General features: G+C 67.4%; 12 protein-coding genes. 9 read left to right on the plus strand and 3 right to left on the minus strand.

What is annotated here, in order from left to right:
• Window positions 1–83: 83 nt before the first annotated feature.
• The 6 genes from J2X52_RS01390 to J2X52_RS01415 all read left to right on the plus strand — a co-directional run bounded on the left by J2X52_RS01390 (window position 84) and on the right by J2X52_RS01415 (window position 5,663).
• Complete coding sequence (locus J2X52_RS01390) at window positions 84–1,235, plus strand: site-2 protease family protein (protein WP_310147661.1); 1,152 nt, start codon at window positions 84–86, stop codon at window positions 1,233–1,235.
• A gap of 195 nt (window positions 1,236–1,430) precedes the next feature.
• Complete coding sequence (locus J2X52_RS01395; protein ID WP_310147663.1) at window positions 1,431–1,958, plus strand: hypothetical protein; 528 nt, start codon at window positions 1,431–1,433, stop codon at window positions 1,956–1,958.
• 10 nt (window positions 1,959–1,968) lie between these two features.
• A complete protein-coding gene (locus J2X52_RS01400; protein WP_159681121.1) occupies window positions 1,969–2,169 on the plus strand; it encodes a helix-turn-helix transcriptional regulator in 201 nt (66 codons plus the stop codon).
• On the plus strand, window positions 2,166–3,692 hold the full coding sequence (locus J2X52_RS01405) for an alpha/beta hydrolase (protein ID WP_310147665.1): 1,527 nt from the start codon (window positions 2,166–2,168) through the stop codon (window positions 3,690–3,692). The genes J2X52_RS01400 and J2X52_RS01405 overlap by 4 nt, the downstream gene beginning before the upstream one ends.
• Before the next feature lie 46 nt (window positions 3,693–3,738).
• Window positions 3,739–4,485: an ATP-binding cassette domain-containing protein gene (locus J2X52_RS01410; RefSeq protein WP_310147667.1), complete on the plus strand. Its 747-nt coding sequence runs from the start codon at window positions 3,739–3,741 to the stop codon at window positions 4,483–4,485.
• Window positions 4,482–5,663, plus strand: a complete 1,182-nt coding sequence (locus J2X52_RS01415; RefSeq protein WP_310147669.1) for an ABC transporter permease — start codon at window positions 4,482–4,484, stop codon at window positions 5,661–5,663. The genes J2X52_RS01410 and J2X52_RS01415 overlap by 4 nt, the downstream gene beginning before the upstream one ends.
• A 141-nt stretch (window positions 5,664–5,804) precedes the next feature.
• Here the strand turns inward: J2X52_RS01415 and J2X52_RS01420 are convergent, their stop codons facing one another.
• Window positions 5,805–6,773 (minus strand): LysR family transcriptional regulator, encoded by a 969-nt coding sequence (locus tag J2X52_RS01420; protein WP_310147671.1) that lies wholly within the window; start codon window positions 6,771–6,773, stop codon window positions 5,805–5,807.
• 135 nt (window positions 6,774–6,908) lie between these two features.
• On the opposite strand from J2X52_RS01420, the gene aceB reads away from it, so the two are divergent.
• Entirely contained in the window at window positions 6,909–8,513 is a 1,605-nt protein-coding gene (aceB, locus tag J2X52_RS01425) for a malate synthase A (protein WP_310148786.1), read from the plus strand.
• Window positions 8,514–8,661: 148 nt separating this feature from the next.
• Window positions 8,662–9,993: an isocitrate lyase gene (gene aceA, locus J2X52_RS01430; protein ID WP_310147673.1), complete on the plus strand. Its 1,332-nt coding sequence runs from the start codon at window positions 8,662–8,664 to the stop codon at window positions 9,991–9,993.
• Between the two features lie 75 nt (window positions 9,994–10,068).
• Here the strand turns inward: aceA and J2X52_RS01435 are convergent, their stop codons facing one another.
• Entirely contained in the window at window positions 10,069–12,162 is a 2,094-nt protein-coding gene (locus tag J2X52_RS01435) for a S9 family peptidase (RefSeq protein WP_310147675.1), read from the minus strand.
• A gap of 196 nt (window positions 12,163–12,358) precedes the next feature.
• Between J2X52_RS01435 and J2X52_RS01440 the strand changes: the two genes are divergently transcribed.
• Complete coding sequence (locus J2X52_RS01440) at window positions 12,359–13,327, plus strand: DUF4349 domain-containing protein (RefSeq protein WP_310147677.1); 969 nt, start codon at window positions 12,359–12,361, stop codon at window positions 13,325–13,327.
• 44 nt (window positions 13,328–13,371) lie between these two features.
• Here the strand turns inward: J2X52_RS01440 and J2X52_RS01445 are convergent, their stop codons facing one another.
• Window positions 13,372–13,875 (minus strand): ATP-binding protein, encoded by a 504-nt coding sequence (locus J2X52_RS01445; protein WP_310148790.1) that lies wholly within the window; start codon window positions 13,873–13,875, stop codon window positions 13,372–13,374.
• Window positions 13,876–13,893: the final 18 nt, after the last annotated feature.

The following is a 13,893-nucleotide window of genomic DNA, read 5'->3' on the forward strand; positions in this document are numbered from 1 at the left end:
GCCGCCGAGCGCAGTCCGGTCTCCAGGCGTGACGCCGGCAATCGGGAGTGGAGAGGGAAACAGGGATGGAGACTGCGGTTGCCGTGACACAGGACCCGGACATCGCCGCGCTGATGCCACCCGCATCCGGAGCGGCACCGGCCAAGCGCCCCTGGTGGCGTCGCCTGTTGCCGGTGCTCGGCGGATTCGTCGGCGGTGGCGTGGTCGGTGCGGGCGTCGCGGCCATCGGCCTGCCACTGCTTGAAACGCTGCCGCCATCGACGGGGTTCGCGGTGCTGGCCGGCTTCTTCCTCTCGCTGTGGCCGCACATCGTCGTGCATGAGGCAGGCCATGCACTGGCTGGGCTCTCGCGCGGGATGCACGCGATCGCGTTCGGCGTGGGCCCGCTGCGCTGGGAGCGCGGTGGCGACGACCATTGGCGCTGGCGCAACGGCGGCGGCATCCGCGGGGTCGGCGGATTCGCGGCCCTGGTGCCGCGGGGCACGCGCGGCCTGTCGCGGTTCGATCAGATGATCTTTTTGTGCGGGGGCCCGCTGGCGAACCTGCTGACCGCGGCCGTTCTGGCCGCACTGGTCGCGTGGTTGCCGATGCCGGCCTGGCTGACCGGCACGCTGATCGGCGTGGCACTGGGCGCGGCGACGCTGGGGCTGGGCAATCTCATCCCGCTGCACGTGCAGGGCTGGCGCACCGACGGGCGTGGCCTGCTCGACTTGCTGCGGCGCACGCCCGACGCGGCACTGCAGTTGCAGGTCAACCAGCTGATGGCGTTGAGCCTGGCCGGCGTGCGTCCGCGCGACTGGCCGGAGGCCGCACTGCCAGCCGGCGACGCCGTCATCGCCAGCAGCAGCCTGCAGCAGACCGCGCAGATATTGCGGCTGTCGCGGGCGATCGACCGGCGCGATGCCGGGGCCGCCCGACCGGAAGCCCTGGCGCTCACGGCAGCCTTCGCCAGCGCGCCGCCGGTGTTCCAGAGCGCCATCGCGGTCGCGCTCGCCAGCCATGCCGCACTGCTGATCGGGGATCGCAGGCTGCTGTCGGCCTGGCGGCTGCGCTGCGAGGGCGGACTGATGGATCTGTCGCCGTATCGTGCCTGGCTGGATGCGGAAATCGCCCGGCTGGACGGTGACGGCGCGGCGGCAAGCATGCATGTCGAGCGCGCGCGCGGACTGATTTCGCGGATTCCCGATGCGGCCAGCCGTCTGGTGTTCGAGGAACGGCTGGCCGCGCTGGCGTAGCGCACTGTCGGCGGCGCGGGCGTGCGGGCAGCACGCGCGATTCGCCCAGGGCCTGCGCGCAACGACGATTCTCGATTCTGGTGTCAAGGGTGCTTGACAGACCTTGGATCAATCCACGATGCTCGATGTCAAGCTCACTTGACACATAAACCCGCCATGTCGCGCTCACGCCTCTTCTTCGGTCTTGCCCTGGGATTGATCGGCGCCGCCATCGGCCTGCGGTTCGGCCTGCCCCAGGTGTCGCGCTGGGTTCCCTTGCTGGTGCTGCTTGCCGGCATGGGCCTCATCGCCGCGGCGGTGCTGGGTGCGGAGCGGGACTGCGCGACCGCATCCGGGCTGGTGCAGCGCCGCTACACGCGGGAGCTGCTGATCGGCATGGCGGCCTACGTGGGGCTGCTGATCGTCTCCCTGTTGCTGTTGCAGGAGATCGAGGCCCCGGCGCTGCGCGCGGTCATCGCCCTGCTGCCCATCCTGCCGATCGCTCTCGTGCTGCGGGCGATGGTGCGCTTCATCCGCGGCGTCGACGAATTGCAGCAGCGCATCGAACTCGAAGCGGTCTGCATCGCGGCCGCGCTGGTGTCCTTCGGTTACATGACCGCCGGCTTCCTGCAGGCCGCGCGGGTCATCGACGTGCCGGCCAGCGCGGCGATGCTGTGGGTGTTCCCGCTGGTGTGCGGCACCTATGGCCTCGCGAAATCCGTCGTCGCGCGGCGGTACGGATGAGGCCGCCGACATGAGGAGCCGGGTGCGCGAACTGCGCGAGGCCTGCGGTTGGTCACAAGCACAGCTTGGCGAACGTCTGGATGTATCGAGACAGACGATCAACGCGATCGAAACCGGAAAGTACGACCCTAGCCTGCCGCTGGCGTTCCGGATCGCACGCGAGTTCGCCGAGCCCATCGAATCCATTTTCCTGTTCGAGGACGTTCCATGAGAGCAATCAGGTTTTCCCTGCTGGCGCTGGCCGCGAGCGCGACGCTCGCCGGCTGCAGCGGCGGTGCACCCGCGGCCACCGATGGCGATGACGCACGACCGACGCGCATGTTCGGCCAGATCCCGTTCCACGCCTGCACGCTCGACGGCGGCAATGCCGCCACCCGCGTCGAGGCGCAGTGCGCGACCTTCGAAGTGCCGGAGAACCCGGATGCGACGGACGGCCGCAGGATCGGCCTCAACATCGCCTGGCTGCCGGCAGACGCAAGCGACGGCGGCACCGCCGATCCGGTGTTCTTCCTCGCAGGCGGCCCCGGCCAGGCGGCGACGGAGCTGGCCGCGCAGATCAACGCCGGCCTGCGCGAAGTGCGGCGCCAGCGCGACATCGTGCTCATCGACCAGCGCGGCACCGGCAGCTCGAATCCGCTCGACTGCGTGGATGCTTCGGGCGAGCCGTTGGAACTCGATGCACTCACGGCCCCGTCGGACGCCGACCTCGACGGCTACGTCGCCCGCTGCCTCGCCGGCCTGGAAGGCCGCGCCGATCCGCGCTTCTACACGACCGCGAATGCGATCCGCGATCTCGACACCGTGCGCGCCGCGCTCGGTGCGGACCAGGTGAATCTGGTCGGCGGCTCCTATGGCACCCGCGTCGCCCAGCAGTACGCGATGGCCTATCCGCAGCACACGCGCAGCCTCGTGCTCGACGGCGTCGCGCCGAACGACCTGGTCGTCGGCGGCGAGTTCGCCCACACCTTCGAGGACGCACTCGCGCTGCAGTCGAAGCAGTGCGCGCAGGACCCCGCGTGCCGCACGCGCTTCCCGACTGACCTGCAGGCGCAACTGCGCAGTGTGTTGTCGACGCTGCAGGCCGCGCCGGTGCCGGTGACCTATGCCGACCCGACCACTGGCGCGCAGCGCGACGGCATGGTCACGCCGGACACGGTGACCGGTCTGGCGTTCCTGTTCTCGTATGCACCGCAGACCGCCTCGCTGCTGCCGCTGATCCTCGACGAAGCGGCGCAGGGTCGCTACGCGCCGCTGATGTCGCTGTCGCAACTGATGGTCAGCAACGTCGGCGGGCAGATGACGCGCGGCATGCAGTGGTCGGTGATCTGCGCAGAAGACGCAGGCCGCTACCAGGAAGACGGTCGCGTCGCGGAGACGATCCTGGGCCCGGAGGTCGCGCGCATGTTCTTCGGTGCCTGCCGCACCTGGCCGACCGGCACACCGCCCGCCAACCACACCGCGGCGCTGCAGTCCGACGTGCCCGCGCTACTGCTGTCAGGCGAACTCGATCCGGTCACCCCGCCGGCGTATGCCGAGCGCGTCGCCGCCGGTCTAAGCAACGGCCGTCATCTCGTGCTCAAGGGCCAGGGCCACGGCACGTTCGCCCTGGGCTGCGCGCCCAAGCTGCTCGCGCAGTTCATCGAATCGACCGATGCGAAGGCGCTCGACGCCACGTGTCTGGATGCAATGCGCGCGGTGCCGCCGTTCACCAGTTTCAATGGGTGGGAGCCGTGACCGCGCTGCGCCTGCCGACTTCCCTCTTTCTTCTGGAGCTCCGCCGATGATCACGGCCCAGCAACTGCACAAGGCATTCAAGACGAAGACCGGCACGGTCAACGCCGTCGATGGCGTCGATTTCATCGCCGAGGACGGCCGCATCACCGGCCTGCTCGGTCCCAACGGCGCCGGCAAGACGACGACGCTGCGCATGCTCTACACGCTGATGAAGCCCGACAGCGGCCGCGTACTGGTCGACGGCATCGATGCCTCGCAGGATCCGGCCGCAGTGCGCCGCGTGCTCGGCGTACTGCCGGATGCGCGCGGCGTGTACAAGCGGCTGACCGCACGCGAGAACATCCGCTACTTCGGCGAGCTGCATGGTCTGACGAAGGCGGAGATCGCCGAGCGCACGCGCGTGCTGAGCGAACAGCTCGACATGGGCGAGATTCTCGACCGCCAGACCGAAGGCTTCAGCCAGGGCCAGCGCACCAAGACCGCGATCGCCCGCGCGCTGGTGCACGACCCGCGCAACGTGATTCTCGACGAGCCGACCAACGGCCTGGACGTGATGACCACGCGCGCGATGCGCGAGTTCCTGTTCAAGCTGCGCGACGACGGCCGCTGCGTGATCTTCTCCAGCCACATCATGCAGGAGGTCGCTGCCCTGTGTGACCGCATCGTCATCATCGCCAAGGGCCGCGTGGTGGCCGACGGCACCGCCGACGAACTGCGTGAGCGCTTCGGCAAGTCGAACCTGGAGGACGCATTCGTCAGTGCGATCGGTTCCGAGGAGGGCCTGCTGGCATGAGCAACCTGAAATGGATGTGGTGCGTGGTGCGCAAGGAGCTGCTCGACATCGCGCGCGACCGGCGCACGTTGTTCATGGCGCTGCTGCTCGGCCCGCTGATGTATCCGCTGCTGATGCTGGGCATGAACTTCATGGCCGAGAAGCGCATGAAGACCGAGATGGACCGGGTGCTGGAAGTGCCGGTGATCGGCGCCGAACATGCGCCCAATCTCGTCGCGCATCTGGCGACGCTCGGTATCCAGGCGGTCGACGCACCGGCGGATCTCAATGCGGCAATTGCCAGCCAGGAGATCGATGTCGCGATCGAGATTCCGGCCAGCTTCGCCGAGGACTGGCACGCCGGTCGCCCGGCGACGGTCGAGATCATCAGCGACAGCACGCGCCGCAACGCCGAGACGCCGACGCGCCGCGTACGCACCGCGATCGCGGCCTACGGCCAGCAGGTCGGCGCGCTGCGCCTGCTCGCCCGCGGTATCGATCCGGCGGTGGTGCAACCGGTCGCGGTCGGCACGCGTGACACGGCGAGCGAGGAAGCCAAACGCGGCATCATGCTGGCGATCCTGCTGCCCTACCTGCTGATCCTGTCGAGCTTCATCGGCGGCTCCTATCTGATCCTCGACGCCACCGCCGGCGAGCGCGAGCGCCAGTCGCTGGAACCGCTGCTGGCCACGCCGGCGTCGCGCGGTGCGATCGTCAGCGGCAAGATCGCCGCGGCCTGCATCATCGGCATGTGCTCGCTGCTGCTCACCTTGCTCGCGTTCAAGATCAGCGCACAGATGGGCGGCGGTTCGGCGCGGCTGCTCGACGTCAGCTTCGGCGCGATCGGTAAGATGCTGCTGGTGCTGCTGCCGATGCTGTTCGTCGGCACTTCGCTGCTGACGTTCCTCGCCGCGACCGCCAAGAGCATGAAGGAGGCGCAGAGCCACATCGTGTGGCTGATGCTGCTGCCGATGGTTCCGAGCTTCGTGTTGATGGTCAACCCGATCAAGACCGAGCTGTGGCAGTTCGCGGTGCCGTTCCTTGCGCAGAACCAGCTGCTGCTGAAGATCATCCGCGCCGAACCGATTGCACCGGAGGTGTGGGGTGTGTATCTGGGCGCGAGCCTGGCGCTGGCGGCCGCGCTGTGGATGCTGGCGGTGTGGCGGTACGGGCAGGAGAAGCTGGCGGTCGCGGGGTGATTCGCTTCGCTTCTGCATAGACGAAAAAAGCCCGGCTCATGCCGGGCTTTTTTCTGCGGCTTGCCGATGCGTCGTGTCACGTCCGCCGCCGTGGCGTGGAGTTGCGCCGCGCAGAACTGCAACACACGCGGGCAGCGGTCGCTACCGCTCCGAATGCCCCGCATCCTCATGATCCCGCCGCACGAACAGATCCGGCCGGATCAGTTCGATGAACGCCCGCGCCTGCGGTGACAGCACCTTGCCCTTGCGGACGACGACGCCATACGTGCGCGGGGGAAACCATTCCGAGACCGATCGCGTCGCCAGTCGGGCGCCGTCGCTATCGTCGAGACAGATCGAGCTGACGATCGAAATGCCCATGCCCATCGCGACGTATTGCTTGATGACCTCCCAGCCGCCGACTTCCAGCGCCACGGTGTACGGCACGCGCGCCTGCTGGAAGACCTGGTCGACGAGGCGGTAGGTGATCTGGCGCTTGGGCGGGAGGATCAACCCGTAGCGGCCGATCTCTTCCAGCGTGAGTGTCTTCGCCCGGGCGAGGGCGTGGTCGGGCGGGGTCAACAGGATCGGATCGAAGCGGTAGACCGGCGCGTAGCTGAGGTCGCCCGGCACGTCGACCATCGAACCCACCACGAGGTCGACCGCATCGCTGCGCAGCAGGTCGGTGCCGTCGGCGGTGATCGCATCCTGCAGCGTCAGGCGCACGTCCGGATGCTGGCGACGGAACAGGTCGACGATGCGCGGCAGCAGGTAGAGGATCGTCGAGCTGTTGGCCGCGACCGTCAGTTCGCCGGCATCGAGCCCACCGATCTCGCGGCGGAACGCGGCCGGCAGGCCGTCGAGGCCTTCCACCAGCGGGGTCGCCAGTGCATAGAGCACTTCACCCTCGCGGGTCGGCACCAGGCGCCGGCCGCTGCGCTCCAGCAACTTGACCCCCAGCTCGCGTTCCAACGCCTGCAGCTGCAGCGAAATCGCCGGCTGGCTGACGTAAAGCGCCTCTGCGGCCCGTGAGACTGAACCCAATCGCGTGGTCTGACAGAACGCACGCAGCGGTTTGAGGCGGTCGCTCTTGTACGGAAACCTGAAGTCTGACGCGGACTTGGCGGACATCGCAGTTCTCGTATAAGCGCAGCTGATGATAGGCATTGACAGAACTCGGTTGTCAAATACCCGGCTTGAGAGGACGGTCTGTTGCACCGCAATACCATCGCTGCCCGCGAAAGGACCACCCTCGTGAATGCCGTCATCAAGACCGCTCCGCCCGCCGAAGATCCACGCATCACCGTGCCCGCCGGCACCCCGGTCGACCTCTTGGACACGCATGCGCTCGCGTTCCTGACCGAACTGCACGACTGCTTCGACGCCCGCAGACGCGATCTGCTGGCCGCGCGGGGGCACCGGCAGGAAGCGTTCGATGGCGGCGCGCTGCCGGACTTCCGGCGTGACACCCGGTCGATCCGTGAATCCGAGTGGCACGTGGCGAAGCTGCCGCCCGCGCTACGCGACCGCCGGGTCGAGATCACCGGCCCGGTCGATCCGAAGATGGTCATCAACGCGCTGAACTCGGGTGCGAACTGCTACATGGCCGACTTCGAGGATTCGACGTCGCCCACATGGGACAACCTCCTGACCGGCCAGCGCGCGCTGCGCGATGCGATCAAAGGCACGCTGGAGTTCACCTCGCCCGCCGGCAAGCGTTATGCGCTCAAGCCCGAGGACCAGCGTGCGGTGCTGATCGTGCGTCCGCGCGGCTGGCATCTGGACGAGAAGCACGTGCGCATCGACGGCGCGCCGATGTCGGGCGCCCTGTTCGATACCGGTCTGTTCGCTTTCCACAACGCGCATGCGCTGGCGGCGAAGGACCATGGTCCCTACTTCTACATCCCCAAGCTGCAGTCGATGGAGGAAGCGCAGCTGTGGGACGAGGTGCTGGCCCACATCGAACGCACGCTGGGCCTGCCGGCCGGGCAGATACGCGTGACGGTGCTGATCGAAACCTTGCCCGCTGTGTTCGAGATGGACGAGATCCTGTACGCGCTGCGGGACCGCATCGCCGGGCTCAACTGCGGCCGTTGGGACTACATCTTTTCCTACCTCAAGACCTTCCGCCGGCATCGCGACCGCGTGCTGCCCGAACGCGCACAGGTCACGATGACCCAGCCGTTCCTCAAGGCGTATTCGGAACTGCTGGTGCAGACCTGCCACCGCCGCGGCGCGCATGCGATGGGCGGCATGGCGGCCCAGATTCCAATCGCCGGCGACGCCGCCGCGAACGACGCGGCGATGGCGCGCGTGCGCGCGGACAAGCTGCGCGAGGTCACCGCCGGTCACGACGGTACTTGGGTCGCGCACCCGGGCTTGATTCCGCTGGCGAAGCAGATCTTCGACGAGCGCATGCGCGGCCCGCACCAGCACGCGATGACGCGCGACGATGTGCTGGTCGACCGCGACGACCTGATCGCGCCGTCGATCGGCACGATCAGCCGCGCGGGATTCGACGGCAATGTCGAAGTCTGCGTGCGCTACATCGCCGCCTGGCTCGACGGCAACGGCTGCGTGCCGATCCATCACATGATGGAAGACGCGGCCACCGCCGAGATCGCCCGCGCGCAACTCTGGCAGTGGATCCACTACGCCGATGACGGCCATGCGCCGCTGCATCTCGACGACGGCACCGCGATCGACGGCGCACTGCTCGACCGCGTGCTGCTGTCGCTGCCATCGAAGCTGGCCGGTCAGGACATCCCGGGCGCGACGCGCGTCGCCGAGGCCATCTCCCTGCTCGAAGACCTCACGCATCGCGACACGCTCGAGGACTTTCTGACGCTGCCTGCGTACGACCGTCTCTGAGAGCCGTGATTGGGATGAACGGACATTCGTCCGTTGAAAGCCGGGATTCGTGATTGGACCCATCCAAAGCACGTTCCGGACGCCGATCAGCCGCTTTTCCGAATCACAAATCACACATCACGAATTACCACTCCGAAGGAGTCTTGCCATGCGCACTCGCCAGCAACAGATCGATGCCCTGCAACAGGACTGGACCACCAACCCGCGCTGGAGCGTCGTCCAGCGGCCGTATTCCGCTGCCGATGTCGTGCGCCTGCGCGGCAGCGTGCAGCCCGAGCACACGCTCGCGAAGCGCGGCGCCGAGAAACTGTGGGCGCTGGTCAACGGCGACGCGAAGAAGGGTTACGTCAACGCCTTCGGCGCGATCAGCGCGGGCCAGGCGATGCAGCAGGCCAAGGCCGGTCTGGAAGCGGTGTACCTGTCCGGCTGGCAGGTCGCCGCCGACGGCAACAGCTCCGAGACCATGTATCCGGACCAGTCGCTGTACGCCTACGACTCGGTGCCGACGATGGTCCGCCGGATCAACAACACCTTCCAGCGCGCCGACGAGATCCAGTGGAAGACCATCGCCGACGGCAAGCTCGACGAGCGTGATGCGATCGATTTCTTCCTGCCGATCGTCGCCGACGGCGAAGCCGGCTTCGGCGGCGTGCTCAACGCCTACGAGCTGATGAAGAACATGCTCGTCGCCGGCGCCGCCGGCGTGCACTTCGAGGACCAGCTGGCCGCGGTCAAGAAGTGCGGCCACATGGGCGGCAAGGTGCTGGTGCCCACGCAGGAAGCCGTGCAGAAGCTGGTCGCCGCGCGTCTTGCGGCCGACGTGCTCGGCGTGCCGGCGATCGTGCTCGCGCGCACCGATGCCGAGGCCGCGAACCTGCTGACCTCCGACTTCGACGCCAACGACGCGCCCTTCGTCACCGGCGAGCGCACGGCCGAAGGCTTCTACAAGGTGCGCAACGGTCTGGAGCAGGCGATCAGCCGCGGCGTGGCCTACGCGCCGTATGCGGATCTCGTGTGGTGCGAGACCGGCACGCCTGACATCGGCTTTGCCCGCGAGTTCGCCCAGGCCGTGCATGCCAAGCACCCCGGCAAACTGCTGAGCTACAACTGCTCGCCGAGTTTCAACTGGAAAAAGAATCTCGACGACCGCCAGATCGCGAGTTTCCAGGAGGACCTGGCCGCACTGGGCTACAAGTTCCAGTTCATCACCCTGGCCGGCATCCACATCAACTGGTTCAACAGCTTCCAGTTCGCCCACGACTACGCCCGCGGCGAGGGCATGAAGCACTACGTCGAACAGGTGCAGGAACGCGAATTCGCCGCGCGCGACAAGGGCTACACCTTCGTGTCGCACCAGCAGGAAGTCGGCGCGGGTTATTTCGACGACGTGACGACCGTGATCCAGGGCGGTGCGTCGAGTGTCACCGCGCTGACGGGCTCGACGGAGGAAGCGCAGTTCTACGGGACGAAGGCGGCCTGAGAACCGATACTGCGGAAACGAAGAGGCCGGGCAATGCCCGGCCTCTTCATTCGCACCCGAGGTGACGATCCTCGGTTACTTGCGTACCTCCTGCGTATGCGATTTCAGCGCATCCGCCAGACCCGGCACGCCGTCGGCGCCGGTCGGCACGGTGATACTCGAACCCTTGAACTCTTCGCCGATCGGCTGCGAACGTCCGCCGAGGCAGGTTTCGAGAAAGCCTTCGGCCACCGCGTTGAACGCCTTGTTGTTCTCTGGCCGCGCGAAGCCGTGGCCTTCGTCGGGGAACAGCACATAGGTGACGGGAATGTTCTTCGCCGTCATCGCCTCGACGATCTGGTCGCTCTCGGCCTGCTTCACGCGCGGGTCGTTGGCGCCCTGGCCGATCAGCAACGGCTTGGTGATCGCGTCCGCGCGGCTCAGCGGCGAACGCTCGGTCAACCAGGCCTTGCCTTCTTCGGTACGCGGGTCGCCCATGCGCCGGGTCAGCTGCTCGAAGAAGCTGGCCCAGTACGGCGGCACTGTCGACAGCAGCGTGTTGAGATTGGCCGGGCCGACGATGTCGACGCCGCAGGCGAAGGTCTCCGGCGTGAACGTCAGGCCGACCAATGTGGCGTAGCCACCGTAGCTGCCGCCCATGATCGCGACCTTGTCGGACGTGGTGACGCCGCTGTCGACCGCCCACTGCACGGCGTCGATCAGATCGTCGTGCATCTTCGCCGCCCACTCGCCGTTGCCGGCGTTGGTGAAGTCCTTGCCGAAGCCGGTCGAGCCGCGGAAATTCACGCTCAGCACCGCGTAGCCGCGATTCGCCAGCCACTGGTCCATCGAGCTGTAGCCATAGCCGTCGCGCGCCCAGGGGCCGCCGTGCACCAGCAGCACCATCGGCACCGGCGCATCGGCCTTGCCGTCGTTGTTGGCGTCGGCGTGCTTGGGCAGCGTGAGATAGCTGACGAGAGTCAGGCCGTCGCGTGACTTCAGTTCCAGCGGCCACATCGGCACCAGCGGCTTGCCGTCGAGCGCGGGGCGACCGGAGAACAGTTCGGTGAGCGTGCCCTCAGCGCCGTTCTCGCCGCGGTCGTAGCGGTAGTACTTCACCGGCGATTCGGCGGCCGAGTACGCCACCAGCCAATGCTTGTCGTCCAGAGTCCGGCTGTTGATCGAGACCTCGCCCGGGCCGATCGCCTCAAGCTTGGCGAGATCGGCCTTGATGCTGTCGTCGAGCGTCGTCCATTCCTCGCGCAGGTAATTCACCGAGACCGCCTGCAACACGCCGGTGCGCGGGTCGCTCAGGCTGCCGCCGACATCGGCGCGTGGATCCTGATGCACCAGGGTCTTCTCGCCGCTGGTGGTATCGATCGCGTACAGCGCGGCCGTGTTGCGCTCGCGCGAGTCGGACATGTACAGCGTCCTGCCGTCTTCGGTGAGGCCTGCCGGTGCCGTGGTCAGCACATCTTCGAACGGGATGTCGTCCTGCACCTCCCAGGCATCGCCGTTGCGACGCAGGACGTCCATGCCGCCGTCGGGACGACTGCGAGAGGCGAAGCGAAGCGCGTAATCGGCATCGGCGATGTAGCCGGCGATCTGATCGGTGTTCTCCTCGACCAGCGTGCGTTCGCCACTGGCGAGATCGACCTTGTAGAGATCATGCCACTGCGGGTCGCGATCGTTCATGCCGACCAGCAGCGTGTCGGGCTGGCGATGGCTCACCCCGACCACCTGCGCAGTGGTCTTCGGGAACGGGGTCAGGTCGCGCGCCTGCGCGCTCTCAACATCAACCGCGAACAGATGGAAATCCTCATCGCCGCCGGTGTCGCGCAGATACAGCAGCGTGCCGGGCTTGTAGGTCCAGAAGTAGCTCCGGATGCCGCGCGCGGTGTCCTGGGTGACCGCCTTCGCGGCGCCGGGATTGTCGGCCGGCGCGACCCAGACATTCATCGTGCCGTCGACCGGGGCGATCCAGCTCAGATACTGGCCGTCCGGGCTCAGCTGCACGCCGGCCCGCTCCGGATTGCCGAACAGCGCGTCGCGCGGGATGAGTTCGACATCGGCCAGCGTTGTCGGCGCGGCAGCGGCGGGTGCCCGCGCGGCGGAATCTGCATTGTCGGTGCGACCGCCACAGGCGGTCAGCGCGACGGCGATGCCGGTCGCGAGCATGAGTTGACGCATTGGTGTTCCCCGGGTGAGTTGTGCCGCGTGAAGCTAGCGCGACGGTTTGCCGGGCGTGTTGTAAACCCGTTAATTCCGCGGGATGACCGATGGCAGGGTGGCGTAGGGACGCATAGGGGCCGATGCTCGACGGCACGCTGCGCCTTGCGGCACATCCAGCCTTATCCGGTTCCGCCGATTTCCTCTGGAGCGATTCATGCACGAATTCCGACGCGCCGCGTGGTTATCGACATGCGTGCTGATGATGCTGATGAGCGGCTGCGCGAAGCAGTCCGGCGGTGCGGCGGAAATGGTGTCTGTTGCAGCCGAAACGCCGCAGGCTGACGCCGCCTCCGCGGAAGATGCGGCGGCTGCAGGAACGCCAGTCGACGCATCCACGCAGATGGCCTCCGGCGCGATGGCACAGGATGCGCCGGGCCGCCGTTTCGTGCGGACCGCCGATGTGCGGTTCTCGGTCGATGATGTCTACCGGTCGGTGCTCGCCATCGAAGACCTTGCGGCCGGCCAGGGCGGCTTCGTGGTCTCCAACCGGATCCGATCCGATACGCAGAATGTGCGACGCCACAACATCGGCGACGGACAACTGCTGGAGCTGACCGAGTACACGACACAGGGCGAACTCATCGTCCGAGTGCCCAGCGATCGTGCGCAGGCGTTCCTGCGCGAGCTCGCCCAGCAGATGACGTTCCTCGACAGCCGCGACTTCGAGGCCCGGGATGTGCAGTTCGATCTGCTGCGCCAGCAGCTCGCCGATGCGCGCTCAGAGGAGTTGCAGCAATCGCTTGCGCAAGCGGTCCGTGACGAGGACCGCCTGGACCGCAAGGGCGAGGCCTTCGCCGCACGCGCGCAGGCGCTGGCCGCACGGGACGACGCCCGTGTTGCGCAGCGGGAGGTCGAGGACCGTATCGCGTTCGCGACGCTGTCATTGTCGCTGTACCAGCCGGCGCAGGTGCGGCGCAGCGAGCGAGCGGATCCGGATGCAGCGTTCGCGCAGCACCGGCCAGGATTCTTCGCACGGATCGGACAGGCACTGCGCGGCGGCTGGCAGGGCGTCCTCGATCTCACAGTCGCGCTGGTGGCGATCTGGCCGTTGTGGGTGTTCGTGATCGCTGCCGTGCTGAGTGCGCGTGCCTGGATGCACTTGCGTACGCGAAAGCAAGGCTGACCAACGCGAGGCCGCGTCGTTCGGAAACGGCTGGCTGTTCGGCCTCAGGCTGACGGCGAAGGTCCTGCATGGGCGCCGCGATAACCCAGCGCCTCGGTGAGATGCGGCGTGGCAATTGAGTCGCTGCCATCGAGGTCGGCAATCGTGCGCGCGACGCGCAGAATGCGGTGCATCGAGCGGGCCGAGAGATGCAGGGCTTCGATCGCGCGTTCGAGCAACGCCTGGTCTTTCGGGGTGAGCCGGCAGTCGCGCATGGTCGCGCTCTGGTCGAGCTGGGCATTCAGCGTACCGGCGCGTGCGTGCTGGCGTTCGCGTGCCGAAGCGACGCGCGCGGCGACATCGGCACTCGGCTCGCCGCCAGGCGCATCAGGTCGCAACGCCGAGGGTGGCAGGCGTGGCACGTCGACGTGCAGGTCGATGCGGTCCAGCAAGGGCCCGGAGATGCGCGCGCGGTAGCGGGTGATCACGTCGCTGCTGCAGCGGCAGCGGCTGGAGACGTCGCCGGCCGATGCACACCCGTTACATGCTTTCTGCCGACATCGTGAAATGTGCCTAGCTGCATGGGT

The organism is Luteimonas sp. 3794 (assembly GCF_031456825.1).
Lineage (GTDB): Bacteria > Pseudomonadota > Gammaproteobacteria > Xanthomonadales > Xanthomonadaceae > Luteimonas.